The 22,912-nt window shown below is 70.5% G+C and carries 26 protein-coding genes and 1 tRNA gene; 13 read left to right on the plus strand and 14 right to left on the minus strand.

All coding sequences use genetic code 11. The annotated features are described in order from the left end of the window. Nucleotides 1-59: 59 nt before the first annotated feature. From AB0B40_RS19360 to AB0B40_RS19370, 3 genes are all read left to right on the plus strand, one after another. Nucleotides 60-548 carry a phage holin family protein gene (locus tag AB0B40_RS19360; RefSeq protein ID WP_345053338.1) on the plus strand — a complete coding sequence of 163 codons (489 nt, stop codon included), beginning with the start codon at nucleotides 60-62 and terminating at the stop codon, nucleotides 546-548. Further along, nucleotides 545-1,480 (plus strand): alpha/beta hydrolase, encoded by a 936-nt coding sequence (locus tag AB0B40_RS19365; RefSeq protein ID WP_345053336.1) that lies wholly within the window; start codon nucleotides 545-547, stop codon nucleotides 1,478-1,480. The genes AB0B40_RS19360 and AB0B40_RS19365 overlap by 4 nt, the downstream gene beginning before the upstream one ends. A gap of 159 nt (nucleotides 1,481-1,639) precedes the next feature. Then, entirely contained in the window at nucleotides 1,640-1,819 is a 180-nt protein-coding gene (locus AB0B40_RS19370; RefSeq protein ID WP_237538643.1) for a hypothetical protein, read from the plus strand. A 15-nt stretch (nucleotides 1,820-1,834) separates the two neighbouring features. On the opposite strand, the gene AB0B40_RS19375 is transcribed toward AB0B40_RS19370, so the two are convergent. The 3 genes from AB0B40_RS19375 to nth all read right to left on the minus strand — a co-directional run bounded on the left by AB0B40_RS19375 (nucleotide 1,835) and on the right by nth (nucleotide 4,936). Next, nucleotides 1,835-3,034 (minus strand): MarP family serine protease, encoded by a 1,200-nt coding sequence (locus AB0B40_RS19375; RefSeq protein ID WP_345053331.1) that lies wholly within the window; start codon nucleotides 3,032-3,034, stop codon nucleotides 1,835-1,837. Nucleotides 3,035-3,123: 89 nt separating this feature from the next. Continuing rightward, a complete protein-coding gene (locus tag AB0B40_RS19380; protein WP_362264659.1) occupies nucleotides 3,124-3,819 on the minus strand; it encodes a CoA pyrophosphatase in 696 nt (231 codons plus the stop codon). Between the two features lie 55 nt (nucleotides 3,820-3,874). Further along, nucleotides 3,875-4,936 (minus strand): endonuclease III, encoded by a 1,062-nt coding sequence (gene nth / locus AB0B40_RS19385; RefSeq protein WP_345053326.1) that lies wholly within the window; start codon nucleotides 4,934-4,936, stop codon nucleotides 3,875-3,877. A gap of 275 nt (nucleotides 4,937-5,211) precedes the next feature. Here nth and AB0B40_RS19390 point away from each other — a divergent pair, with 275 nt between their 5' ends. Both AB0B40_RS19390 and AB0B40_RS19395 read left to right on the plus strand, forming a co-directional pair. Further along, nucleotides 5,212-5,886: a Crp/Fnr family transcriptional regulator gene (locus tag AB0B40_RS19390; RefSeq protein WP_073887802.1), complete on the plus strand. Its 675-nt coding sequence runs from the start codon at nucleotides 5,212-5,214 to the stop codon at nucleotides 5,884-5,886. A gap of 169 nt (nucleotides 5,887-6,055) precedes the next feature. Further along, on the plus strand, nucleotides 6,056-6,895 hold the full coding sequence (locus tag AB0B40_RS19395) for a nucleotidyltransferase domain-containing protein (protein ID WP_362264662.1): 840 nt from the start codon (nucleotides 6,056-6,058) through the stop codon (nucleotides 6,893-6,895). 53 nt (nucleotides 6,896-6,948) lie between these two features. Here the strand turns inward: AB0B40_RS19395 and AB0B40_RS19400 are convergent, their stop codons facing one another. From AB0B40_RS19400 to AB0B40_RS19415, 4 genes are all read right to left on the minus strand, one after another. Next, nucleotides 6,949-7,779, minus strand: coding sequence for an MBL fold metallo-hydrolase (locus tag AB0B40_RS19400; protein ID WP_362264664.1), 831 nt, complete (start codon nucleotides 7,777-7,779; stop codon nucleotides 6,949-6,951). Further along, entirely contained in the window at nucleotides 7,776-8,663 is an 888-nt protein-coding gene (locus AB0B40_RS19405) for an NUDIX hydrolase (RefSeq protein ID WP_345053320.1), read from the minus strand. Before AB0B40_RS19405 ends, AB0B40_RS19400 begins: the two co-directional genes overlap by 4 nt. Before the next feature lie 64 nt (nucleotides 8,664-8,727). Next, the gene (locus AB0B40_RS19410) at nucleotides 8,728-9,192 is read right to left on the minus strand and encodes a RidA family protein (RefSeq protein ID WP_345053318.1); all 465 of its coding nucleotides are present in this window, start codon (nucleotides 9,190-9,192) and stop codon (nucleotides 8,728-8,730) included. Further along, nucleotides 9,189-9,359: a DUF4177 domain-containing protein gene (locus AB0B40_RS19415; RefSeq protein WP_107069317.1), complete on the minus strand. Its 171-nt coding sequence runs from the start codon at nucleotides 9,357-9,359 to the stop codon at nucleotides 9,189-9,191. The genes AB0B40_RS19410 and AB0B40_RS19415 overlap by 4 nt, the downstream gene beginning before the upstream one ends. Nucleotides 9,360-9,465: 106 nt before the next feature. Between AB0B40_RS19415 and AB0B40_RS19420 the strand changes: the two genes are divergently transcribed. Then, nucleotides 9,466-10,443 carry an ArsA-related P-loop ATPase gene (locus AB0B40_RS19420; protein ID WP_345053314.1) on the plus strand — a complete coding sequence of 326 codons (978 nt, stop codon included), beginning with the start codon at nucleotides 9,466-9,468 and terminating at the stop codon, nucleotides 10,441-10,443. Beyond that, nucleotides 10,440-11,819, plus strand: a complete 1,380-nt coding sequence (locus tag AB0B40_RS19425; RefSeq protein ID WP_362264667.1) for an ArsA family ATPase — start codon at nucleotides 10,440-10,442, stop codon at nucleotides 11,817-11,819. The genes AB0B40_RS19420 and AB0B40_RS19425 overlap by 4 nt, the downstream gene beginning before the upstream one ends. Before the next feature lie 374 nt (nucleotides 11,820-12,193). On the opposite strand, the gene wblA is transcribed toward AB0B40_RS19425, so the two are convergent. After that, nucleotides 12,194-12,532: a transcriptional regulator WblA gene (wblA, locus tag AB0B40_RS19430; protein WP_063777071.1), complete on the minus strand. Its 339-nt coding sequence runs from the start codon at nucleotides 12,530-12,532 to the stop codon at nucleotides 12,194-12,196. 570 nt (nucleotides 12,533-13,102) lie between these two features. Between wblA and AB0B40_RS19435 the strand changes: the two genes are divergently transcribed. Next, nucleotides 13,103-15,442 (plus strand): transglycosylase domain-containing protein, encoded by a 2,340-nt coding sequence (locus AB0B40_RS19435; RefSeq protein WP_362264669.1) that lies wholly within the window; start codon nucleotides 13,103-13,105, stop codon nucleotides 15,440-15,442. Nucleotides 15,443-15,920: 478 nt separating this feature from the next. On the opposite strand, the gene AB0B40_RS19440 is transcribed toward AB0B40_RS19435, so the two are convergent. Beyond that, a complete protein-coding gene (locus AB0B40_RS19440; RefSeq protein ID WP_345053304.1) occupies nucleotides 15,921-16,388 on the minus strand; it encodes a GatB/YqeY domain-containing protein in 468 nt (155 codons plus the stop codon). A 92-nt stretch (nucleotides 16,389-16,480) separates the two neighbouring features. Between AB0B40_RS19440 and AB0B40_RS19445 the strand changes: the two genes are divergently transcribed. From AB0B40_RS19445 to AB0B40_RS19455, 3 genes are all read left to right on the plus strand, one after another. Continuing rightward, a complete protein-coding gene (locus AB0B40_RS19445) occupies nucleotides 16,481-17,407 on the plus strand; it encodes a metallophosphoesterase (RefSeq protein ID WP_362264671.1) in 927 nt (308 codons plus the stop codon). Nucleotides 17,408-17,724: 317 nt separating this feature from the next. Beyond that, complete coding sequence (locus AB0B40_RS19450; RefSeq protein WP_362264672.1) at nucleotides 17,725-18,483, plus strand: Pr6Pr family membrane protein; 759 nt, start codon at nucleotides 17,725-17,727, stop codon at nucleotides 18,481-18,483. Nucleotides 18,484-18,549: 66 nt separating this feature from the next. Further along, nucleotides 18,550-18,623: transfer RNA gene (locus AB0B40_RS19455), tRNA-Pro, on the plus strand. Between the two features lie 432 nt (nucleotides 18,624-19,055). Here the strand turns inward: AB0B40_RS19455 and AB0B40_RS19460 are convergent. From AB0B40_RS19460 to AB0B40_RS19470, 3 genes are all read right to left on the minus strand, one after another. Further along, the gene (locus AB0B40_RS19460; protein ID WP_345059164.1) at nucleotides 19,056-19,301 is read right to left on the minus strand and encodes a hypothetical protein; all 246 of its coding nucleotides are present in this window, start codon (nucleotides 19,299-19,301) and stop codon (nucleotides 19,056-19,058) included. Continuing rightward, nucleotides 19,301-19,558 carry a hypothetical protein gene (locus AB0B40_RS19465; RefSeq protein WP_345059166.1) on the minus strand — a complete coding sequence of 86 codons (258 nt, stop codon included), beginning with the start codon at nucleotides 19,556-19,558 and terminating at the stop codon, nucleotides 19,301-19,303. The genes AB0B40_RS19460 and AB0B40_RS19465 overlap by 1 nt, the downstream gene beginning before the upstream one ends. Before the next feature lie 257 nt (nucleotides 19,559-19,815). Next, on the minus strand, nucleotides 19,816-20,265 hold the full coding sequence (locus AB0B40_RS19470; RefSeq protein ID WP_362264675.1) for a hypothetical protein: 450 nt from the start codon (nucleotides 20,263-20,265) through the stop codon (nucleotides 19,816-19,818). Between the two features lie 369 nt (nucleotides 20,266-20,634). Here AB0B40_RS19470 and AB0B40_RS19475 point away from each other — a divergent pair, with 369 nt between their 5' ends. Next, nucleotides 20,635-21,174, plus strand: a complete 540-nt coding sequence (locus tag AB0B40_RS19475) for a winged helix-turn-helix domain-containing protein (protein WP_362264677.1) — start codon at nucleotides 20,635-20,637, stop codon at nucleotides 21,172-21,174. After that, on the plus strand, nucleotides 21,171-21,698 hold the full coding sequence (locus tag AB0B40_RS19480) for a transposase (RefSeq protein ID WP_362264731.1): 528 nt from the start codon (nucleotides 21,171-21,173) through the stop codon (nucleotides 21,696-21,698). Before AB0B40_RS19475 ends, AB0B40_RS19480 begins: the two co-directional genes overlap by 4 nt. Before the next feature lie 5 nt (nucleotides 21,699-21,703). Here AB0B40_RS19480 and AB0B40_RS19485 read toward each other — a convergent pair whose 3' ends face one another. Together AB0B40_RS19485 and AB0B40_RS19490 are read right to left on the minus strand one after the other, a co-directional pair. Then, a complete protein-coding gene (locus AB0B40_RS19485; protein WP_345054978.1) occupies nucleotides 21,704-21,970 on the minus strand; it encodes a DUF5958 family protein in 267 nt (88 codons plus the stop codon). A gap of 44 nt (nucleotides 21,971-22,014) precedes the next feature. Beyond that, on the minus strand, nucleotides 22,015-22,554 hold the full coding sequence (locus AB0B40_RS19490; protein ID WP_362264679.1) for a hypothetical protein: 540 nt from the start codon (nucleotides 22,552-22,554) through the stop codon (nucleotides 22,015-22,017). Nucleotides 22,555-22,912: the final 358 nt, after the last annotated feature.

The raw sequence follows: 22,912 nt of genomic DNA on the forward strand, positions 1-22,912 counted from the left end.
CAGGACGGCCGTTCCCCACAGTGCACGTGCGGCACAACAGACTTCTGAGGGAGAACGCGATGAGCGCACCCGACGGCAGCCCGGTCGGCGCCGAACGCAGCATCGGCCAGCTGTTCGCCTCGGCGACGACCGAAATGTCGGCGCTGGTGCACGACGAGATCGCGCTGGCCAAGGCCCAGCTCAAGCGCGACGTGAAGAAGGGCGCGGTGAGCGGCGGCGCGTTCTCCATCGCCGGCGCGGTGCTGGTGTTCTCCCTGCCGATGCTCAACTTCGCCCTGGCGTACGGCATCAGGACCTGGAGCGGCTGGAACCTGGCCGTCTGCTTCCTGCTGTCCTTCGCGGCCAACGTGCTCGTCGCCGGGCTCCTCGCGCTCCTGGGCGTGGTGTTCGCGAAGAAGGCCAAGAAGGGCCGCGGCCCGCAGAAGGTGGCCGCCTCGGTGAAGGAGACGGCGGGCGTCCTGCAGAACGCCAAGCCGCATCCGCGCCCGGAGCTCGCCGAGGACCGGGCTCCCGCGGCCATCGAGGCTGTGGCACGCTCGTCGTCATGACGGACCCAGCCGCCCTCTCGCCCGTGCGGATCGACCTCCCGGACGGGAGGCAGGTCACTCACCGGGACGTCGCCGCCAACGGCGCCCGCTTCCACATCGCCGAGCTGGGCGACGGCCCCCTGGTGCTGCTTCTGCACGGCTTCCCGCAGTTCTGGTGGACGTGGCGGCACCAGCTGGCCGCGCTCGCGGACGCGGGATACCGGGCGGTGGCGATGGACCTGCGGGGCGTCGGCGGCAGCGACCGCACGCCCCGCGGGTACGACCCCGCCAACCTGGCCCTGGACGTCACCGGCGTGATCCGCTCGCTCGGCGAGCCGGACGCCGCGCTGGTCGGACACGACCTCGGCGGCTACCTGGCGTGGACGGCGGCGGCCATGCGGCCCAAGCTCGTGCGGCGCCTCGCCGTGTCGTCCATGCCGCATCCGAGGCGCTGGCGCGCGGCGATGCTGCGGGACGCCCGGCAGACGGCCGCGAACTCCTACATCTGGGGCTTCCAGCGGCCATGGCTGCCGGAGCGTCAACTGACCGCCGACGGGGGCGCGCTGGTGGGCCGGCTGATCCGGGACTGGTCCGGGCCGCGGCTGCCCGAGGACGCGGCCGTGGAGACGTACCAGCGGGCCATGTGCATCCCCTCCACGGCGCATTGCGCCATCGAGCCGTACCGCTGGCTGGTGCGTTCCCTGGCCCGCCCGGACGGCGTGCAGTTCTACCGCCGGATGAAGCGGCCGGTGCGGGTGCCCACGCTGCATCTGCACGGCTCCCTGGACCCGGTCACCCGCACGCGCAGCGCGGCCGGTTCGGGCGAGTTCGTCGAAGCGCCCTACCGCTGGCGGCTGTTCGACGGCCTCGGCCACTTCCCGCACGAAGAGGACCCGGCGGCCTTCTCCACGGAGCTGGTCAACTGGCTCAAGGACCCCGAGCCGGACCGGTGACGCACCGCCCGGACGGTGAGCCGTGGGTGACGGGCCGGCCGCGCGTGGTGTGCCGGTTCCTGAACGCCTGTCCCCCGAACGGCCACATGCCTTCCGCATAGGCCAATTGGGGGGCGTGCGGGCGGTTATCGACCTTGGGGCGGGGGCACACGTCGGGGTATGGGCTGGACGCACGACTACAGTGACGCACCCCGCAACCGCCGCTCGGCCACGGGCCTGAGCACGCCTCAGCGAGGCACCCCGCAACTCGCGGAAGGCGACCTGCGGGTGGGGATTCCGCGCATCCTGCGCCGCCGGGCCCGCTGGGTGTCCGTGCGCCTGCGTCACCCGCGGAGCTGACCGCCCCGCGTCGCCCTACAGGGCGCAGCTGTCCGTACCCACCTGCTCGTTCGCCGTACGGCCCCGCTCGACGTCGGCCTGGATCTCGTCGGCCGTCAGGGCGTAGCCCGTGTCCGCGTCGTCGAGGGACTTGGCGAACACCACGCCGTACACCTTGCCGTCCGGAGTGAGCAGCGGGCCGCCGGAGTTGCCCTGACGGACGGTGGCGTACAGCGAGTACACGTCGCGGCGGACCGTGCCGCGGTGGTAGATGTCCGGGCCGTTGGCCGTGATGCGCCCGCGCACGCGCGCGGCACGCACGTCGTACGAGCCGTTCTCCGGGAAGCCGGCGACGATCGCGCCGTCCCCGCCGCTCGCGTCCCGGGTCGTGAACCGCAGCGCGGTCGCCCTCAGGTCCGGTACGTCGAGTACGGCGATGTCGCGCTTCCAGTCGTACAGCACGACCTTGGCGTCGTACCTGCGGCCCTCGCCGCCTATCTGCACCGTCGGCTCGTCCACCCCGCCGACCACGTGCGCGTTGGTCATCACGCGGCGGTCCCCGAAGACGAAACCGGTGCCCTCCAGGACCTTGCCGCAGCTCTGGGCGGTGCCGGTGACCTTGACGATGGAGCGCTGGGCGCGCAGGGCGACCGGGCTGTCGGCGAGGGCCGGGTCGGGCGGCCGCACGTCCTTGATCGGCTCGTCGGAGAACGGGCTGAAGACCTGCGGGAAGCCGTTCTGCGCGAGCACGGAGGAGAAGTCCGCGAACCAGGTGTCGGCCTGCTGGGGCAGGGCCCGGGAGACGCCGAGGAGCACCTTGGAGCCGCGGACCTCCCTGCCGAGCGTGGGCAGGGTCGTGCCGGCCAGGGCGGAGCCGATCAGCCAGGCCACCAGGAGCATCGCGATGACGTTGACCAGCGCGCCGCCGGTGGCGTCCAGGGCGCGGGCCGGGGACCAGGTGATGTGCCGGCGCAGCTTGTTGCCGAGATGGGTGGTCAGGGCCTGGCCCACGGAGGCGCAGACGATGACGACGACCACCGCCACGACGGCGGCGGTGGTACCGACCTCCGCCTGGCCGGTCACGGCGTCCCAGATGACGGGCAGCGTGTACACGGCGACCAGGCCGCCGCCCAGGAACCCGATCACCGACAGGATGCCGACGACGAAGCCCTGGCGGTAACCCACCACCGCGAACCAGACGGCCGCGACGAGCAACAGGATGTCCAGCACGTTCACTGCTTCAGGCCTCGCCTACTCACTCCGCTCCCAGCAGCTCGGCCGGGGCCCCGGGGTGCCCCGGGGGATACAGCACGGGGATCACCCTGTCATGCGTGCCAGTCGAGCGGGACCTGCTTCTGCCGGTCCCAGGGACGCTCCCAGCCCGCGTAGTGCAGGAGACGGTCGATCACTCCGGCGGTGAAGCCCCAGACCAGGGCCGATTCGACCAGGAACGCCGGACCGCTGTGGCCTCTGGGGTGGACGGCGGTGGCGCGGTTGGCGGGGTCCGTGAGATCCGCCACGGGGACGGTGAAGACCCGCGCGGTCTCCTTCGGGTCGACGACGCCCACCGGGCTGGGCTCGCGCCACCAGCCGAGCACGGGGGTGACGACGAACCCGCTGACCGGGATGTACAGCCGGGGCAGCACGCCGAAGAGCTGCACGCCGGACGGGTCGAGCCCGGTCTCCTCCTCGGCTTCGCGCAACGCGGCCCGCAGGGGGCCCTCACCCTGCGGATCGCCGTCCTCCGGATCCAGCGCGCCACCCGGGAAGGACGGCTGCCCGGCGTGCGAGCGCAGGGAGCCCGCCCGCTCCATGAGCAGCAGCTCCGGGCCGCGCTCCCCCTCGCCGAACAGGATCAGCACGGCCGACTGCCGCCCGGAGCCGTTCTCCGGCGGCAGGAAGCGGCTCAGCTGGAGCGGCTGGACCGTCTCGGCGGCGTGCGCCACGGGTCCCAGCCAGTCCGGCAGCCCCTCCTTGCTGAGCGCCACCCGACCGCCCTGTGTCTCGCTTGCCCTGGTCATCGCCACCCCCGTCGCTCTGCCCTCTCCAACGCCCGAGGACCCCGAGATCGTTCCGTCACGCGGCCCCCAGCGGCGGCGCGGGTTTGCCGCCGGCGTCCAGGTACGCCTGCGGGGGCCTGAGCCGCTGCCCCGGGAAGCCGCCCTTCTCGTACTTCAGGAGCTTTCGCGCCTTCTCCGGGTCCGTCTCGCCCTCGCCGTAGGCCGGGCAGAGCGGAGCGATGGGGCAGGCCCCGCAGGCGGGCTTGCGGGCGTGGCAGATCCGGCGGCCGTGCCAGATCACGTGGTGGGACAGGTCGGTCCAGTCGCTCTTGGGGAAGAGGGCGCCGACGGCGGCCTCGATCTTGTCGGGGTCGGTCTCGTCCGTCCACTGCCAGCGGCGGACCAGCCGCTGGAAGTGGGTGTCCACGGTGATCCCGGGCCGCCCGTAGGCGTTGCCGAGGACGACGAACGCCGTCTTGCGCCCCACCCCGGGCAGCTTGACCAGATCCTCCAGCCTGCCGGGCACCTCGCCACCGAAGTCCTCGGTGAGGGCCTTGGAGAGCCCTATGACCGACCTGGTCTTGGCCCGGAAGAAACCGCAGGGACGCAGGATCTCCTCGACCTCCTCCGGGTTGGCGGCGGCGAGGTCCTCGGGGGTGGGGTACTTGGCGAAGAGCGCCGGAGTGGTCTGGTTGACCCGCAGGTCGGTGGTCTGTGCCGACAGCACGGTGGCGACCAGCAGCTGGAAGGGGTTGTCGAAGTCCAGCTCGGGGTGGGCGTACGGGTACACCTCGGCGAGCTCGCGGTTGATGCGGCGGGCCCGGCGGACCAGGGCGGTGGCGGTCTCGCCGGCCGGCGACCCGACCGCGATCTTCTTGACGGGCGCGGCCTTCTTCACGGCGCTCTTGCCGGGTACGGCCTTCTTCGCGGCGGCCTTCGCGGGTACGGCCTTCTTCCCGACGCTTTTCGCGGGTACGGCCTTCTTCGCCACGCTCTTCGCAGGCGCGGCCTTCTTCGTCGCCTTCCTCGCGGCCTTCTTCGCGGGCGCTTCCTGCGTGGAGTCCGTCTCCGCGAGACCGACAGGCTTTTCAGCCGATTTACCCGTTTTACTACTTCCTCCGGGAGCGCGTTCGCCCACAGCGGAATCACGACGTACAACCACCCGCCCAGCCCCCTTGGCCTGTGCTCTCACCGGCGATTTGGACACCCGGCCAGCCTAAAGCCCGGCACCGACATCCGCTCCGGACCCGGTATACCGGCCCCCGATTGGACCCCTGACGCTTACCCCGGGACACCTGTGCGGCATCCTTGTGACAGATCACACTGTTTGGACCGTCCGGCAAAATGGGGAACACGGTCCCCTGGCACGTGGGGGAGCAAGATCCCCTGAGCAGGTCGACAAGGAGAGAACTCGTGGACGACGTTCTGCGGCGCAACCCGCTCTTCGCGGCTCTCGACGACGAGCAGGCCGCGGAGCTGCGCGCCTCCATGAGTGAGGTGACCCTCGCCCGCGGCGACTCACTTTTCCATGAAGGGGACCCCGGCGACCGGCTGTACGTCGTCACGGAGGGCAAGGTCAAGCTGCACCGCACCTCCCCCGACGGCCGCGAGAACATGCTCGCCGTCGTCGGTCCCGGGGAGCTGATCGGTGAGCTGTCGCTGTTCGACCCGGGCCCGCGCACCGCGACCGCGAGCGCGCTGACCGAGGTCAAGATGCTTGGTCTGGGCCACGGCGACCTCCAGCCCTGGCTGAACGTCCGCCCGGAGGTGGCCGGCGCCCTGCTGCGCGCCGTCGCCCGCCGTCTGCGCAAGACCAACGACGCCATGTCCGACCTGGTCTTCTCCGACGTCCCCGGCCGCGTGGCCCGCGCCCTGCTGGACCTCTCGCGCCGCTTCGGCGTGCAGTCCGAGGAGGGCATCCACGTCGTCCACGACCTCACCCAGGAGGAGCTGGCCCAGCTCGTCGGCGCCTCCCGCGAGACCGTGAACAAGGCCCTCGCGGACTTCGCCCAGCGCGGCTGGCTCCGTCTGGAGGCGCGCGCCGTGATCCTGCTCGACGTGGAAAGGCTGGCCAAGAGGTCCCGCTGACCGTGTGCCGCTGACCGCCCCCGGGAGCCGGCGGCCCGGCTGCCCGGCTGCCCGTTCCGGCTGGTCGCCAGGTGCCGGGCGGGCTGCCTTCCCGCCGGGCCCACGCGCCGCGCGTAAAGCGGCGCGTAAATCAGCGGCCCGGGGCGGCCGCGCGCGGCACAGTGAGGGCATGGCCGAAACCGTCCGCCGTCGCGGACTCGACGCCCAGGGCTTCATCGAGCGCGAAGGCTCCCTCGCGCGCGTACCGGACGCCTTCCGCCCGGTCGTGGCCGCCGCCCGCGACCGGATCCCGGACGTCTTCGGCCCACGGCTGCACAGCGCGTACGTCTACGGGTCGATCCCGCGCGGCACCGCGCGCGTGGGGCGCAGCGACCTGGACCTCCTGATCGCCCTGCGCGAGGAGCCGGCCGACGCCGACCGGGACGCGGTACGGGCCCTCGGCGAGGCGGTCGACGAAGAGTTCGGGCAGATCGACGGCGTCGGCACGCTGCTCCACGGCCGGGGGCGGCTGCTGAGCGAGCCGGAGCGGTACGACCTCGGCTGGTTCGTGGCCTGCCTGTGCACCCCGCTGCTCGGCGAGGACCTCGCCGAGTACCTCCCCCGCTACCGGCCCGACTCCCTGCTCGCCCGCGAGACCAACGGTGACCTCGCCCGGTGGCTGCCGCGCTGGCGGGAACGGATCGAGGGCGCCCAGGACACCGAGGAGGCCCGGCGGCCGCTCGTGCGCTTCATGTCCCGGCACCTCGTCCGCACCGGCTTCACCCTGGTCATGCCCCGCTGGCAGGGCTGGACCAGCGACCTGCGCGAGATGGCCGAGGTGTTCGCCGCCTACTACCCCGAGCGGGCCGCACAGCTGCGTACCGCGGCACGCCACGGCCGGGAACCCGTCGGCGATCCGGTCGTCCTGCGGTCGTACGTGGACGACCTCGGGCCCTGGCTCGCCGAGGAGTACGCGCGCGTGCACGGCACCAAAGCGCCCCGCCCGGACCAGCATGCCCCGTGCGGCTGAGGCCGGACCAGGCACCAGACCCCGCGAGCCCGGCCTGATCCGGACGGCAGGTGCTAGATCAGCCCGTGCTCGCTGAGGTAGTCCATCTGGGCGCGGACCGAGAGTTCCGCGGCCGGCCACAGCGAGCGGTCCACGTCTGCGTAGACGTGGGCGACGACCTCGGCCGGGGAGCTGTGGCCGTTCTCGACCGCGGTCTCCACCTGGGCGAGCCGGTGGGCGCGGTGGGCGAGGTAGAACTCGACGGCGCCCTGGGCGTCCTCCAGGACCGGCCCGTGACCCGGCAGCACGGTGTGCACGCCGTCGTCCACCGTCAGGGACCTCAGCCGCCGCAGGGAGTCCAGATAGTCCCCGAGCCGGCCGTCGGGGTGCGCCACGACCGTCGTACCGCGCCCCAGGACGGTGTCACCGGTCAGCACCGCCCGGTCGGCCGGGAGGTGGAAGGACAGCGAGTCCGCGGTGTGTCCGGGGGTCGGTACGACCCTCAGCTCCAGGCCGCCGACGGTGATCACGTCTCCCCCGGCCAGGCCCTCGGCACCGAGCCGCAGGGCCGGATCGAGGGCACGCACGCGCGTGGCGGTCAGCTCGGCGAAGCGGGCGGCGCCCTCGGCGTGGTCGGGGTGGCCGTGGGTCAGCAGGGTCAGGGCTATGCGCTTGCCGGCCTTCTCGGCCGTGTCCACGACGTTGCGCAGGTGGTGGTCGTCCAGCGGGCCCGGGTCGATCACCACGGCCAGGTCGGAGTCGGGCTCTGCGACGATCCAGGTGTTGGTGCCGTCCAGGGTCATCGCGGAGGGGTTGGGCGCGAGGACGTTGACCGCCCGTTCGGTGGCCGGCCCCGAGAGGACTCCGCCCCGGGGCTGGCCCGGCAGAGCGGCTGCGTCGGTCATGCGGGGCCTCCACCGGTGGTCGAGGGGGTGGTCGTCGGGACGTGCTTGGTGAACTCGTCGTGCCCGGGCCAGGACAGGACGATCTCGCCGTCCCGGAGACGGGCACGGGCCAGCACCGGCGTCATGTCGCGCGCGGGCGCGGCGGCCAGCGCCTCGGCGCCGGTGCGGTACGGAAGCAGCTGGCGCAGGGTGGCGACGGTGGGCGGCATCATCAGCAGCTCGCCCCTGTCGTACCCGGCGGTGGCCTCCTCGGGGCGGATCCACACCGTGCGGTCGGCCTCCGTGGAGGCGTTCCGGGTGCGCTGGCCCTCGGGCAGGGCGGCCACGAAGAACCACGTGTCGTAGCGGCGGGCCTCGAACTCCGGCGTGATCCACCGGGTCCAGGCGCCCAGCAGGTCCGAGCGCAGCACCAGGCCACGCCGGTCCAGGAACTCGGCGAAGGACAGCTCACGCGCGACCAGGGCGGCACGGTCGGCCTCCCAGTCGTCGCCGGTGGTGTCGCCGACGACCGATTCCGGGCCGGGCCCGGCGAGCAGCACGCCGGCCTCCTCGTAGGTCTCCCGTACGGCAGCGCAGACGATCGCCTGGGCGCCCGCCTCGTCGACGCCGAGCCGCTTGGCCCACCACGCGCGCGTGGGTCCCGCCCAGCGGATCCGGCGGTCGTCGTCACGGGGGTCGACACCGCCCCCGGGATACGCGTACGCGCCTCCGGCGAAGGCCATGGAGGCGCGTCTGCGCAGCATGTGGACGGCCGGGCCGTCCGGGGTGTCCTTCAGGAGCAGAACCGTGGCCGCGCGCCTGGGGGTCACCGGAGTGAGCGTGCCCTCCGCCAGCGCGCGTATGCGGTCCGGCCACTCCGGGGGGTACCACTGACCGTTCGCCATGGCCGGAGGCTATCCCGTACAGGGCGAATGTTCGAGGGGTGCCCGAGGTCAGCGGACCCGTGGCCTACTGGGCCAGCTCCACCTGGATCTCGACCTCGACCGGCGCGTCCAGCGGCAGCACCGCGACGCCCACCGCGCTGCGGGCGTGCACGCCCTTCTCACCGAGGACCTCGCCGAGCAGTTCGCTGGCGCCGTTCACGACACCGGGCTGACCGGTGAAGTCGGACGCCGAGGCGACGAAACCGACGACCTTCACCACGCGCGCGATGCGGTCCAGGTCGCCGACCACGGACTTCACGGCGGCGAGCGCGTTCAGCGCACAGGTGCGGGCCAGCTCCTTGGCCTCCTCCGGGGTGACCTCGGCGCCCACCTTGCCGGTGACCGGCAGCTTGCCCTCCACCATCGGCAGCTGGCCGGCGGTGTACACGTACACGCCGGACTGCACGGCCGGCTGGTAGGAGGCCAGCGGCGGTACGACCTCCGGCAGGGTCAGGCCGAGTTCGGCCAGCTTGGTCTCGACCGCGCTCACGCGTGCTTCTCCCGCTTCTGCCGCTTCAGGTAGGCCACGAGCTGCTCGGGGTTGTTCGGCCCGGGCACGACCTGGACGAGCTCCCAGCCGTCCTCGCCCCAGGTGTCCAGAATCTGCTTCGTGGCATGGACGAGCAGCGGCACGGTTGAGTATTCCCACTTGGTCATGGGCCGACTGTAGCGGCTGCTGCGGACGGGGCCGGCGGGTCCACCACGACCCCGTTGTCCACAGCCTCCCGCGTGGCCGTCGCCCGGAATGGTTAGTCTCGAAGACGTGAGCAGGCTCCAGGTCGTCAGCGGCAAGGGCGGGACCGGAAAGACGACGGTCGCCGCCGCACTCGCGCTGGCCCTCGCGACCGAGGGGAAGCGGACGCTTCTCGTGGAGGTCGAGGGCCGGCAAGGAATCGCACAACTCTTCGAGACAGAAGCGCTCCCGTACGAGGAGCGCAAGATCGCGGTCGCTCCGGGCGGCGGCGAGGTGTACGCCCTCGCCATCGATCCCGAACTGGCCCTTCTGGACTATCTCCAGATGTTCTACAAACTCGGCGGCGCGGGCCGGGCCCTGAGAAAACTCGGCGCGATCGACTTCGCCACCACCATCGCGCCCGGCCTCAGAGACGTCCTGCTGACCGGCAAGGCGTGCGAGGCCGTGCGCCGCAAGGACCGGTCCGGCCGGTTCGCGTACGACTACGTCGTCATGGACGCCCCGCCGACCGGCCGCATCACCCGCTTCCTGAACGTCAACGACGAGGTGGCGGGCCTTGCGAAGATCGGGCCGATACACAACCAGGCGCAGGCGGTCATGCGGGTGCTGAAGTCGCCGGAGACGGAGGTGCACCTGGTGACACTGCTGGAGGAGATGCCGGTCCAGGAGACCGCCGACGGCATCGCCGAACTCCGCGCGGCACGCCTGCCGGTCGGCCGGGTCATCGTGAACATGGTCCGGCCCGAGGTGTTGGACGCGGCGGATCTGGAACTCGTACGGACCGTGGAGCGTTCCTCTGTGGCACAGGCGCTCTCGGCCGCCGGGCTGGGCGGGGCCCGACGGGGCGGGAACGCCGAGAAGCTGGTCGACCCGCTGCTGGAGCAGGCCGCGGAGTACGCCGAGCGGTACGCGCTGGAGCAGGAGCAGCGCGCGGTCCTCGGTGAGCTGGGCCTGCCGCTGCACGAACTGCCGCTGCTCGCCGAGGGCATGGACCTCGCGGGCCTGTACGAACTCGCCACCGAGCTGCGGAAGCAGGGGTTGTCATGAGTACGGACCGGGCGGAGGCGCGGGAGGTCACCGAGGGACACGGCACGGCCGAGGCGCAGGAGGCGCCCCGGCGGCTGTCCTCCGCGCGCGTGCTCGACATCGATCCGCTGCTGGACGACCCCGGGACGCGGATCGTGGTGTGCTGCGGCTCTGGCGGGGTCGGCAAGACGACGACCGCGGCGGCCCTCGGGCTCCGGGCGGCCGAGCGGGGGCGCAAGGTGGTCGTCCTCACCATCGACCCGGCCAGGCGGCTGGCCCAGTCGATGGGCATCGACTCCCTCGACAACGTGCCGCGCAAGGTGAAGGGCACCGAGGGCGACGGCGAGCTGCACGCCATGATGCTCGACATGAAGCGCACCTTCGACGAGGTCGTGGAGGCGCACGCGGATCCGCAGCGGGCCGCCGCGATCCTGGCGAACCCCTTCTACCAGTCGCTCTCGGCGGGCTTCGCGGGCACGCAGGAGTACATGGCGATGGAGAAGCTGGGCCAGCTGCGGGCGCGGGACGAGTGGGACCTGATCGTGGTCGACACCCCGCCCTCCCGCTCGGCGCTGGACTTCCTCGACGCGCCCAAGCGGCTCGGCTCCTTCCTGGACGGCCGGCTCATCCGCCTGCTGACCGCACCGGCGAAGCTCGGCGGTCGCGCCGGGATGGCCTTCCTCAACGTCGGCATGTCGATGATGACCGGCACGATCGGCAAGCTGCTGGGCGGTCAGCTGCTGAAGGACGTCCAGACGTTCGTGTCCGCCATGGACACCACCTTCGGTGGATTCCGCACACGCGCGGACGCCACCTACAAGCTGCTCCAGGCGCCCGGCACGGCCTTCCTGGTGGTGGCGGCCCCGGAGCGGGACGCGCTGCGTGAGGCCGCGTACTTCGTGGAGCGGCTGGCCGCGGAGAAGATGCCGCTGGTGGGTCTGGTGCTGAACCGGGTGCACCGCAGCGGCGCCGGCCGGCTGTCGGCCGAGCGGGCACTCGCCGCCGCGGAAAATCTTGAGGACCCCCGCATTGTCGATCAGGCGGACGGGAAAGCTGGACTTCGTAACTCTCCCGACACGTACGGCAGTTCACAACCTCCCGCATCCGAGACCGCAGCCGCTGCTTCCGAGGAAGGCTCCCCCGCCGACGCGGAGCGCCCCGTCGACCGGCTCACCGCGGGCCTGCTGAGGCTGCACGCCGACCGTATGCAGCTGCTCTCACGCGAGCAGCGCACGCACGACCGCTTCACCGCCCGCCACCCCGAGGTGGCGGTGGCCGAGGTACCAGCGCTGCCCGGCGACGTCCACGACCTCGCGGGCCTGCGGGACATCGGGAATCGGCTGGCGGCCGAACGGCCGGAACACCCAGAGCACCCAGAGCACCCAGAGCACATATAGGCATGCCTCATGCGCTTGCGCATGCACGGCCCACCTGGGGCTGGGGCGCGAGGTGGCGCCTCTCGCGCTCGCACGGCGCGCCTCGGCACTCACACGGCGCACGTCATGCGCATACGCGGCGCATCGCGGCGCTCACGCGGCACAGGTCGTACGCGTACGCGGGCGCGTCCCGGCACACACAGGGCGCAGTGGCGCGGCCCTGCGCGTGTGCGCGTGCACACCGGCTCGGCACGGCGATCGCACCCCTGCCGCACCCGGTCGCCCTGCACGGACACGGGGACGGGGACGTACGCCGGGCGGTGGCCGCGACCGAAGCAGCCGTGCCGGAACGATATGCCCCGGGGACGTGCCAGATGTACCGAAGGGGGGTGCCTTCAGCTCACGGCCGCGTAGTTCTCGTACACCTCGTCGTTGTCGAGGGGCACGATCCCGGTGCCCCGCTCATACTCCGAGCGGGCGGTTTCCAGCAATCTGCGCCACGAGGTCACGGTGGGCCGCCGGCGCAGCAGTGCGCGGCGTTCCCGCTCCGTCATGCCTCCCCACACGCCGAACTCGACGCGGTTGTCCAGCGCGTCCGCCAGGCACTCGGTGCGTACCGGACATCCGGTGCACACCGCCTTGGCCCTGTTCTGCGCTGCTCCCTGAACGAACAGTTCATCCGGATCGGTAGTGCGGCAGGCAGCCTGCGCACTCCAGTCGGTTACCCAGCCCATACCGGCGCCGTCCTCTCCCGAATCGAGGCTCCCCCACGGCGGCAGCGGCATATTCACCGCCGCCAGTTGAGGACGTTACGGAAGGTGGGGACAGCGCAACACCCCCTTCGGGCCCAATCTTGAATGGCCCGAACGGACTATGGGTAAGCGGCAGATCACCCGCGGGAGTGAGCTGACGACATGCGTGATCATCCCGGCAAACCGGGGCAGTCGTGGTACGTCACACCGGGCGCCAGGTGACACACGCGGGGGATTCGGGCTCATTCCCCTCGGGGAGCGGGCACGTTCCCCGAGGATTCCGGGCCGCGTCCGGAACGATTCGGGGTCGCCGGACGTATGGATACATGACCGCACTGCTGTGACAGTTGAGAGCAGCTTAGGCCAAGGCCTGCGCGCGTGTCCGGCGAATGGGAACGTAGGGCTTCTGCTTTGCCGCGCCATGACAGCCATGACGCGGACCGACGCGCCCGGGCGGTTCCCGGTCCGGTTACGTCACGATCCGGCACTCGGAACATCCCGAGAGGCGGTCGCTCCCTCGGAACGCTCAACAGTACGGATTAGGCTGCCCCCATGCCAAAGAAGCGCTCGGGCGGCGGTCTGTCGCCCATGCAGCAGGCCGCCAAGTTCCTCGGTGTCAGTGTTCTCGCCGGCGCCGTGATGGCGGGCATCGCGCTGCCCGCGGCCGGCGCGCTGGGTCTCGCGGCCAAGGGCTCGGTCAAGGGTTTCGACGAGATCCCGGCCAACCTGAAGAGTCCCCAGCTGAGCCAGCGCACCACGATCCTGGACAACCAGGGCAACCAGATCGCGACCGTCTACTCCCGCGACCGTACGGTGGTCGACCTCAAGGACATCTCGCCGTACGTGCAGAAGGCGATCGTCGCGATCGAGGACGCGCGCTTCTACAAGCACGGCGCGGTCGACCTCAAGGGCGTGCTGCGCGCGGTGAACAAGAACGCGCAGGAGGGCGGCGTCGCCCAGGGCGCCTCCACGCTCACCCAGCAGCTGGTGAAGAACTACTTCATCGAGGAGGCCGGCGACGACCCGACCAAGGTCGCCGAGGCCACCCAGCAGACCCTGGGCCGCAAGATCCGCGAGCTGAAGTACGCCATCCAGATCGAGGACAAGCTCGGCAAGAAGAAGATCCTCGAGAACTATCTGAACATCACCTTCTTCGGCGAGCAGGCGTACGGCGTCGAGGCCGCCTCCCAGCGCTACTTCTCCAAGCACGCCAAGGACCTGAACCTCCAGGAATCGGCGCTGCTGGCCGGCATCGTGCAGTCCCCGAGCCGGTACGACCCCGTCAACGACGAGGCGGAGGCCACCAAGCGGCGCAATACCGTCCTGCAGCGCATGGCGGAGCTCGGCGACATCTCCCAGAAGGAGGCCGACCAGGCCAAGGAGAAGCCGCTCGGCCTGCACACCAGCCGCCCCAAGAACGGCTGCATCACGGCGGTGAAGGGTGCCGGCTTCTTCTGTGACTACGCCCGCCAGGTCGTCCTCACCGACCCGGTCTTCGGCAAGACCAAGGAGGAGCGGGCCAGGCTCTGGAACCAGGGCGGCCTGACGATCCGTACGACGCTCGACCCGCAGGCGCAGGAGTCCGTGCAGGCGTCCATCAAGGACCACGTCTACAAGAGCGACCCCGTGGCGACCGCCGCGACCGTCGTCGAGCCGGGCACCGGCAAGATCCTGGCCATGGGCCAGTCCCGCCCGTACGGCGTCAACACCAACAACGACGAGACGACGATCAACCTGTCCGTGAACCAGGACATGGGCGGCGGCGCCGGCTACCAGCCCGGCTCGACCTTCAAGCCGATCGTCGCCGCGGCGGCCGTCGAGGGCGGCAAGGCCCCGACGCAGGAGTACTCGTCGCCGTACGAGATGGCGTACCCGAGCCCGGTGTCCGCGTGCAACGGCAAGGTCTGGCGCAACGACCCGTACCGGCCCGCCAAGCTGAAGAACGAGAACGAGTCCGAGCACGGCCCGTACGGCATGTCGGAGGCGACCGCGAAGTCGGTCAACACCTACTACGTGCAGTTGATCAGCGACATCGGCATCTGCCCGGTCGTCGACATGGCCAAGAAGATGGGCGTGGCGCGCGCGGACGGCCGCAAGATCGACCAGGCGCCCTCCATCGCGCTCGGCACCCAGGAGATGTCCCCGCTGACGATGGCGAGCGCGTACGCCACCTTCGCCTCGCGCGGCATGTACTGCACGCCGGTCGCCATCGAGTCGGTCACCAAGAAGGTCGGCAGCGAGCAGAAGTCCCTGGCGGTGCCGAAGTCGACCTGCTCGCGGGCGATGTCGGAGAAGACCGCCGACACGCTCAGCACGCTCCTCAAGGGCGTGGTCGAGGACGGCACGGGACAGGAGGCCGGCCTCGGCAGCCGCCCGAGCGCGGGCAAGACGGGCACGACGGACGAGCGCTACGCGGCCTGGTTCGTCGGCTACACCCCGAACATGGCGGGCGCGGTCTGGGTCGGCGACCCGCAGCACAAGCGCAAGATGACCAGCATCACCATCGGCGGCATCCCGCACGACAAGGTCTACGGCGGTGAGGTCCCGGGCCCGATCTGGCGCGACATGATGACCGGCGCGCTGGAGGGCAAGCCCGCACCGGACTTCCACCTGATCGACATCCCCGACGCCAACGACGAGGGTGACCAGGGAAAAGGCGACCGGGGGGGTCAGGACGGGAACAACGGGGACACGACGGGACAGGTGATCGGGGGGCTGATCGGCGGTCTGACGAACGGGGGAACGGCCAACGGCGGAGCCACGGGTGACACCTCCACCGGCGGCATCGGCGGGACGTTCCCGAAGCCGACGTTCTCCCTCCCCGGGAACTTCATCCAAGGCCAGGGGAACGGCGGGAACAACGGGAACGGCCACGGGGGCGGCCGGCACTAGCCGGCACCGGCGCCTTCGCGGTACGACGGCGGGACCGCACCGGCTGGGACAGCGGGGCCGCACTTCCGGCTGGGACAGCGGGGCCGCACTTCCGGCTAGGACAGCGGGACCGCCCCTCCGGCTAGGACGACGGGATCGCACCTCCGGCTAGGACAGCGGGGCCGCACCTCCGGCTAGGACAGCGGGGCCGCACCTCCGGCTGGGACAGCGGGGCCCTCCGATACACGACAGCGGGGCCGCACCTCCGAGAGGGGTGCGGCCCCGCTGTCGTAGAGACGGCCCTGGATACGGCCGCAGAGTCAGCCGCCGCCAGGCCGTAGAGACGACCGCGGTGACGCTCGTCGTACAGACGGGCCCTGCCTACGGCTCTCGGACGGGCCCTGCCTACGGCTCGCACGGACGGCAGCGGAGGCCACGAGCCTGCGAGGCTACGAGCCTGCGGAGCTGCGAGGCTGCCGGGGGGCGATGGCCGGATTGCTCAGCCCTGGAGCAGCCTCTTCACCGCGGCGGCGACCCGACCGCCCTCGGCCTGGCCGGCCACCTTCGGGTTCACGATCTTCATGACGGCGCCCATGGCCCGCGGCCCCTCGGCGCCGGCCGCCTTCGCCTCTTCCACGGCCGCGGCGACGATCGCGTTCAGCTCCTCGTCGGACAGCTGCTTGGGCAGGTACTCGGCGAGCACCTCGCCCTCCGCCTTCTCCCGCTCGGCCTGCTCGGCACGGCCACCCTGCGCGAAGGCGTCGGCCGCCTCACGGCGCTTCTTCGCCTCACGGGTGATCACCTTGAGGACCTCGTCGTCGGACAGCTCCCGCTTCTCCTTGCCCGCGACCTCCTCCTTGGTGATCGCGGCGAGCGTCAGCCGGAGCGTCGAGGAACGCAGCTCGTCACGCTCCTTGATCGCGGCGTTGAGGTGGTCGTGCAGCTTCGACTTGAGCGTGGTGGTCATAGCCCCGATTGTCGCAGGTGCACGGCCGGCCACGCCCGTGGATTACCGGCGGCCGGTCTCAACCCGGTCAACCGGTCTGACACGATGGGCATATGCGCGCGCGATACGGAATTCCCCTGGGGATCGTGGCGGCCGGCGCCGCCGGCCTGGTGTATGCGGCGGGCTTCGAGGCCCGCTCCTTCCGCCTCCGACGGGTCACCGTGCCCGTCCTGCCGCCGGGCATGGGCCCGCTGCGTGTGCTCCAGGTCTCCGACATCCACATGGTCAGCGGCCAGCGCAAGAAGCAGCGCTGGCTGCAGTCGCTGGCGGGACTGCGCCCCGACTTCGTGATCAACACCGGGGACAACCTGTCGGACCCGGAGGGCGTCCCCGAGGTGCTGGACGCCCTGGGCCCGCTGATGGAGTTCCCGGGCGCGTACGTCTTCGGCTCCAACGACTACTACGGCCCCAAGCTGCGCAACCCCGCCCGCTACCTGCTGGAGAAGACGAGCGGACGTCACGGCCTGAACGGCAACCCCCCGGCGGTGGGCGTGATCCACAACCCGTGGGAGGACCTGCGGGACGGCTTCGACACGGCGGGCTGGCTGAACCTGACCAACACCCGCGAAGTCCTCAAGGTCGAAGGCGTCTCCATCGAGCTGACCGGCCTGGACGACCCGCACATCAAGCGCGACCGCTACGCCCAGGTGGCGGGCGGCCCGTCGGGCACGTACGACTTCTCCATGGGCGTGGTCCACGCCCCCTATCTGCGCGTCCTCGACTCCTTCACGGCGGACGGCTACCCCCTGGTCCTGGCCGGCCACACGCACGGCGGCCAGCTGTGCATTCCCTTCTACGGCGCCCTGGTCACCAACTGCGACCTGGACACCGACCGCGTGAAGGGCCTGTCCACGCACACGGCGGAGGGCCGGACGTCCTACCTGCACGTCTCGGCGGGCTGCGGCACCAACCGCTACACCCCGGTGCGCTTCGCATGCCCTCCGGAGGCGACGCTGCTGACGTTGGTGGGCAGGGAGTAGCGGGCCGACCGGGGCAGGCGACCGGGGCAGGCAGCCGGCAATACGGCGGGGAAGCCTCCTGGCACGGGGCCGCGCGCAGCAGGAAGCTGGACGGCAGCAGAAAGCTGATCGGCAGCAGCGGGTGAACGGCGGCAGGCGGGTGAACGGCGGGCAGGCGGGTGAACGGCGGGCAGGCGAGTCCGCGGCGGCAGGCGGGTGAACGGCGGCAGGCGGGTCCGCGGCGGCAGCCATGGCCGTGTAGCAGCCACGGCCATCACCTCACCCACCCGGCCCAGCCCACATGGCCCCGCCCTCTCCCGGCTCCTAGCGTGAGGGGCATGACCGCCCCGATACCCCGGGACATCCCGGACCTGCCCGCGGTCCCGGGCCCACCCATACTGCTGCCCGCGCCGGTCCCGGCCTCGGCGGTGGTGGCCCCGGTCCGCCGCCCCGCGATCGCGATCTTCCGCCTCATGACCGCCGTGGCGGCGGCCGGCGGCGTCGCGCTGGAACTCCTGCTGGGCCCCCCGGCCCGCATCCTGAGCTACTTCAGCGTCCAGGCCGGCATCCTGCTGACCGTGGTCATGCTCCTGTCGGCGGCGAGGGCCTGGCGGGCCCGACGCGCTCTCCCCTCCGCCGTGACGGGCGCCGCGCTGCTCTACGCCGTGGTCGGCGCACTGGTCTACCACCTGCTCCTGGGACATACGACGCCCCCGTTCTCCATGACCGGCGCGGCGACGGCCCCGGTACGGTGGCACGCCCAGTGGACGGCGCTCCAGGTCCTGCACCTGCTGGTCCCGACCGCGGCGGTACTGGACTGGCTCCTCCTCACTCCGGCGGGGCGCCTGCACCTCCGCCAGACCGCGGCCTGGCTCCTCTATCCCCTGGCCTATCTCGCCTTCACCCTCATCCGGGCCGCCTTCCTGCCGCCCTCGGATCCGTCCCGCTACCTGTACCCCTTCCTGGACGTCACGGCCCACGGCTACCGCAGCACGCTGGCCAACGCCCTCCTCCTGGGCCTCGCGGTGTACGCCCTGTCCGTACTCCTGGTGGCCCTGGACCACACCCGCCCGACGCCGGTCCGCCGCCGCGTCTAAACCGGATTTCGTCTACAGCCACCGGTGGGCTAAAGTAAACGTCGTCGCCGCGACAAACAGCGACATCGGGGTGTGGCGCAGCTTGGCAGCGCGCTTCGTTCGGGACGAAGAGGTCGTGGGTTCAAATCCCGCCACCCCGACGCCGTAGTACCAGGCCAGGGGTCTGATCCGCACAGCGGGTCGGGCCCCTGAGTGGTTTCTGAGGTTGTCTTGGGAGCGGTTTGGGAGCCGACTTCGAAGTTCGACTCCCAGGGGGATACCCATTCCGTTCCCACCGAGGGCACCCGGCAGATCACGGGGAGGCCGTCGAGCGTAGGCACGCGTGAGGTGCGCGCCACAGCGCGCACGACACTGGCGCGGATGACATATGGCCGTCGCGTACGCCGTTCTCCTGCCCTTCTCCGCCATTCCCGGCCGGCCTCAAGGCTCGCGGCCGCCATGAGCTGTCAGGCCCATGCCCGTTACCAGGCCAGGTGAACGTCAGGCCCCGGCCTGGGACGTAGCCGGCAGAATCGGCTGTGCTCCACGGAGGGCGCCCCAATTACCGGCCGAGTAGAAGGCGGTGATCCGGTTCAAGGTCCCCCGAAGCGACGATCACCGGTTTCTCGGCCACACGGAGTGATGATCTCCCAGTCCTTTGCGGGGTCCCCGGTTAGAAGGTACTCGCTCAGATACATGTCCGTGTCCTCGTGAAGGTCGTCCTCCAGGTTCCAGACGGACTCGCACTCGGGGCAGAGGAAGAACCTCTGGCCCGTGTCCTTGCGCTCGTAACAGCGCACCCAGTCCTGGCCGCAGTGCGTGCAGGCGACCTTGTTCATCAGTTCCAGCTCCTCGGGAAGGCCGTGATCACTTCGTTGCCGTGTTCGACGGTGATCGAAATATGTTCCTCCCCGGCGTTGTAACCCACCTGCCGGCCCATGGGGATGATGTAGGTGGTACGAGCGCCCTGCTGGTTGACCGAGACTGCCATGGCGCGCCGACTCCATGCCTCGTCGACAGTTTCCAGCACGCCCTGGTTGCCCGTGTCGAAGACTCCTTGAGCGGGCTTCGCGGGGTTCTCCCGGGTGTGTTGCATGAGGTGAGTGATGCGGTGCCCCTCGGCCGAACCCGGACCGTAGTCCAACCCTTCGGGCGAGCGATACCAGCCGCCCCCGAGGTCCTCCAGCTCACAGCCGTACAGACCCAGCGGGTCCGACCAGGTGCCGGGGTGGCGAACGTAAGCCGCAGGGTTGGGGGCCGGCTTCAGGCCCAGGGGGTCCTGGCTGAGTTAGCAGGCCGTCTCGGGGTCCCCCACGCCAACTCGGAGTGCGCCCCAGGCTCCTGTCGGCAGCTTCAGCTCGTGAGTCGCGTCAAGGCATCGTCGTACCCAAGGGCGTTCTCAGGAAGCAGCTCTTTCATCCTGGTGAAGAATTCTGTGCCGGACCGACGCAAGGCGTCCACGAGTTCACGTTCCCCGACGGACACGGTCCGCTTGACGTCATCGTAGGTGAGTGACACGAGGACGAGTCCACCACCCAGGCGTTTGAACGACAAACGGATCGGCTGATCCGGGAAGTAGGTCGACGCCTCGCCCTCGTTCGTGAGTTTCAGGACCATATCGCTGATATAGGCCCAGAGTTCGTCGACATAGTCCCAGAGTTCCTGATCCAGGATCCGTACGCCATTGATGGCCATATCGATGGCTCCCTCGACATACGAAGGATCCGCTGCAGGAGAGCCTGCCTCCGCCACGTCGACGAACGATCCCGACTTGGTGCGCAGGTAGGATGTGACGTCGATCATATAGCCAGCCTACTTGCCGAGAGTTCCGGGATAGAAACGCCATCTGCAGCGGCTGGGCCACGGCAGCGTCGATGGTGACCGACTCGACTCCACTGAACGCGACGCCGGCGAAGGCACCTCCGACGAGGCTGCGTGACGCCTGCCGTGTATCCATGCCATGGGTGACCTTGTTGAGCGCAGTCGTAAGCGCAGTCATCGCGACATCATCCCCAGCCTTGCTTGACCGCTTCCGGTAGCGGCGGGAACGACACGACCATCTCATCGGCGTGCGTCGCTCTGTACGGGGACTACCTCGAATGCCTCTACTGACCTTCAAAGCGTGGTGTCGTAGGGGCTGACGCCTCATGATCCCTGCGGTATGCCGACCGCATGAGGTATGCGCAAGGGGGCGGACTGACCGACGAACGGCGATTCTTCCGCGAAAAGTTGAGGATGGAGGCCGCTGCGCGGTTCGCCCTGGGCGACGAGAGCGCGGCCATCGCGCACGACCTGCGGGTCAGCATCCGGTCGGTTCAGCGGTGGCGCAGGGCCTGGTCGCAGAACGGGCCGAGTGCCCTGGCCTCCAAGGGCCCGGCATCGCTGCCGCTGCTCAGTGACGAACTGTTCGCCGTCCTCGAGCAGGAGCTGGCCAAGGGCCCGGTGGCACACGGCTGGCCGGACCAGACCTGGACCCTCTCACGGATCAAGACGCTGATCGGGCGACGATTCCACAAGAGCTACACCGTGCAAGGGGTGGCCGCCCTGTTCAAGCGGCACGGCTGGAGCTGCCAGGTCCCCGCCCGGCGGGCGATCGAGCGGGACGAGAACCTTGTGGCCGGCTGGGTGAAGGAGACCTGGCCCCAGGTGGAAGGACCGTGGCGGCGCTCGACGCCTGGCTCGTCTTCGAGGACGAAGCCGGATTCTCGATGACGCCGCCGGCCACCCGCACCTGGTCCCGCCGCGGCCACACCCCAGTGATCCGCGTGCGAGGCCGATCCCGCCGCCGCTTATCGGTGGCCGCCCTGGCCTGCTTCAAGACCGGCGAACCCTCGCGGCTGATCTACCGGCCCTGCCCGGACGCCCGGCCCGACGGGCGCAAGAGCTTCTCCTGGAAGGACTACCGCGACCTGATCCAGACCGCCCACCAGCAGCTCGGCGGCCCGATCGTGCTGGTCTGGGACAATCTCAACACCCACCTGACGGCCGGAATGCGCCGCTACATCGCCGACCGCGACTGGCTCACCGTCTTCCAACTGCCGCCCTACGCACCCGCCCTTAACCCGGTCGAGGGCATCTGGTCCGTCCTGCGACGCACCACCACAGCCAACCGCGCCTTCGCCGACCCCGACGATCTGATCACCGCCGTCCGGCGCGGCCTACGCCAGCTCCAGTACCGCCCCGACGTCCTCGACGGCTGCCTCACCGGCACCGGCCTCCGGCGCCAGCCACCATGACGACATCACGCATTCAAGGTCAGTAGTTCGTAGGCCGGAAGTGCTTCCATTCCGAAGCGCCACTTCGTGAGCATCACCGCCGGCGTGTGAGTAGGGCGGATGCCGGAACGCGCGATGCTCTCCGGCACGTCCTCTTCACGAGCGCGAGCCTGCCCGCAGAACAGCACCAGTGCGTGCAGGACTCTGCGTTGGTCACCCTCTGAGAGACCCTTGAACCACTCGACGCCCTCGTCTACAGACCTGAGCCCCTGAGCGAGTTCGTTCAGGATCACCTCGTGCGCGTACAACACAGACTTCCCCCGTGGTTCAGACCGAGTTACGTCTCGGCGTCGTTGTCCGACGGGTCCTGCCGCTTCAGTCGCTTGAGCACGCGCGACGTCGCGGGCACGGCAGTCTCAGACCACCAGCGTCGCGCGTGCGGAGCCGCGATCTGCGCAGCCTTCGCCCCGACCAGCAGCGCGGCAGCGATCGCAACCACTCCCAGATCGACAGGCGTACCGGTGCCACCGGATGCACCCCGGTCAGTGGCACCGACCGGCTCGGCTTCGGCGACGCTCACGTCGTCGTCAGGGAACGACTCGGCGGGCTCGGGCGGAGTCGGCGCATTGGCCATGTCGTTCAGCAGAGCCGGGAGAGTCTCATCGCTCCACGTCGTTGTGGTCCACTGGCGGTAGTAGTGCAGGGACCTGGCGTTGCCCCTGGAATGATCCTCTTGGGTGCCGTACTTCTGTCCCTTGTCGGTCAGGGAGTACGCGCCTGGCTCGCCTGTCAGGTAGCCATAGCTGCGCAGCAGCGCGTTCATCTCCCGCCCGGTCTTGCCGATCTCCCGGCCGAGCACAGTTGCCGATTTACCCACCGCTCCCGCACCTCTCCGCTCGGCCGGGCGCGGACAGGCGCCCGGACCCCCAAGGCAGGAAAAGCTACCCGGTGCCACGGCCTCGTGCAGGGCAGTTGCGGCACTCGTTATGCGCGGCTCATGGGTCGAGGCACCTCGCCAGTACGACCTTGGGCTCGGGGCCGGGAAGGAGGTCTCCGCGGCGCGTCCGGAGGGCCGGTGGCCGGTCTGGGCCAGCGGGCGGTGCGTGCCGGGGGCGTACTGCCAGGTGGTCGTCGTGCCGTCGGGGTCGGTCTGCTCGGCCAGGCAGGTGTCGTCCCAGGTCAACTTCGCTCACTCGACTGGGGAACCATCCTCCGGCAACCGGTACTTGGCGATG

The organism is Streptomyces sp. NPDC042638 (assembly GCF_040647235.1).
GTDB lineage: Bacteria > Actinomycetota > Actinomycetes > Streptomycetales > Streptomycetaceae > Streptomyces > Streptomyces rameus.

Bases quoted from the DNA above. Each gene is read 5' to 3' on its own strand.
- AB0B40_RS19425 (WP_362264667.1), top strand. From the start codon at position 10,440: ATGAGTACGGACCGGGCGGAGGCGCGGGAGGTCACCGAGGGACACGGC.
- AB0B40_RS19360 (WP_345053338.1), top strand. From the start codon at position 60: ATGAGCGCACCCGACGGCAGCCCGGTCGGCGCCGAACGCAGCATCGGC.
- AB0B40_RS19380 (WP_362264659.1), bottom strand. From the start codon at position 3,819: ATGACCAGGGCAAGCGAGACACAGGGCGGTCGGGTGGCGCTCAGCAAG.
- wblA (WP_063777071.1), bottom strand. From the start codon at position 12,532: ATGGGCTGGGTAACCGACTGGAGTGCGCAGGCTGCCTGCCGCACTACC.
- AB0B40_RS19405 (WP_345053320.1), bottom strand. From the start codon at position 8,663: ATGGCGAACGGTCAGTGGTACCCCCCGGAGTGGCCGGACCGCATACGC.
- AB0B40_RS19465 (WP_345059166.1), bottom strand. From the start codon at position 19,558: ATGCAACACACCCGGGAGAACCCCGCGAAGCCCGCTCAAGGAGTCTTC.
- AB0B40_RS19370 (WP_237538643.1), top strand. From the start codon at position 1,640: ATGGGCTGGACGCACGACTACAGTGACGCACCCCGCAACCGCCGCTCG.
- AB0B40_RS19445 (WP_362264671.1), top strand. From the start codon at position 16,481: ATGCGCGCGCGATACGGAATTCCCCTGGGGATCGTGGCGGCCGGCGCC.
- AB0B40_RS19480 (WP_362264731.1), top strand. From the start codon at position 21,171: ATGACGCCGCCGGCCACCCGCACCTGGTCCCGCCGCGGCCACACCCCA.
- AB0B40_RS19415 (WP_107069317.1), bottom strand. From the start codon at position 9,359: ATGACCAAGTGGGAATACTCAACCGTGCCGCTGCTCGTCCATGCCACG.
- AB0B40_RS19435 (WP_362264669.1), top strand. From the start codon at position 13,103: ATGCCAAAGAAGCGCTCGGGCGGCGGTCTGTCGCCCATGCAGCAGGCC.
- AB0B40_RS19475 (WP_362264677.1), top strand. From the start codon at position 20,635: ATGAGGTATGCGCAAGGGGGCGGACTGACCGACGAACGGCGATTCTTC.
- AB0B40_RS19440 (WP_345053304.1), bottom strand. From the start codon at position 16,388: ATGACCACCACGCTCAAGTCGAAGCTGCACGACCACCTCAACGCCGCG.
- AB0B40_RS19450 (WP_362264672.1), top strand. From the start codon at position 17,725: ATGACCGCCCCGATACCCCGGGACATCCCGGACCTGCCCGCGGTCCCG.
- AB0B40_RS19395 (WP_362264662.1), top strand. From the start codon at position 6,056: ATGGCCGAAACCGTCCGCCGTCGCGGACTCGACGCCCAGGGCTTCATC.
- AB0B40_RS19470 (WP_362264675.1), bottom strand. From the start codon at position 20,265: ATGATCGACGTCACATCCTACCTGCGCACCAAGTCGGGATCGTTCGTC.
- AB0B40_RS19400 (WP_362264664.1), bottom strand. From the start codon at position 7,779: ATGACCGACGCAGCCGCTCTGCCGGGCCAGCCCCGGGGCGGAGTCCTC.
- AB0B40_RS19365 (WP_345053336.1), top strand. From the start codon at position 545: ATGACGGACCCAGCCGCCCTCTCGCCCGTGCGGATCGACCTCCCGGAC.
- AB0B40_RS19460 (WP_345059164.1), bottom strand. From the start codon at position 19,301: ATGAACAAGGTCGCCTGCACGCACTGCGGCCAGGACTGGGTGCGCTGT.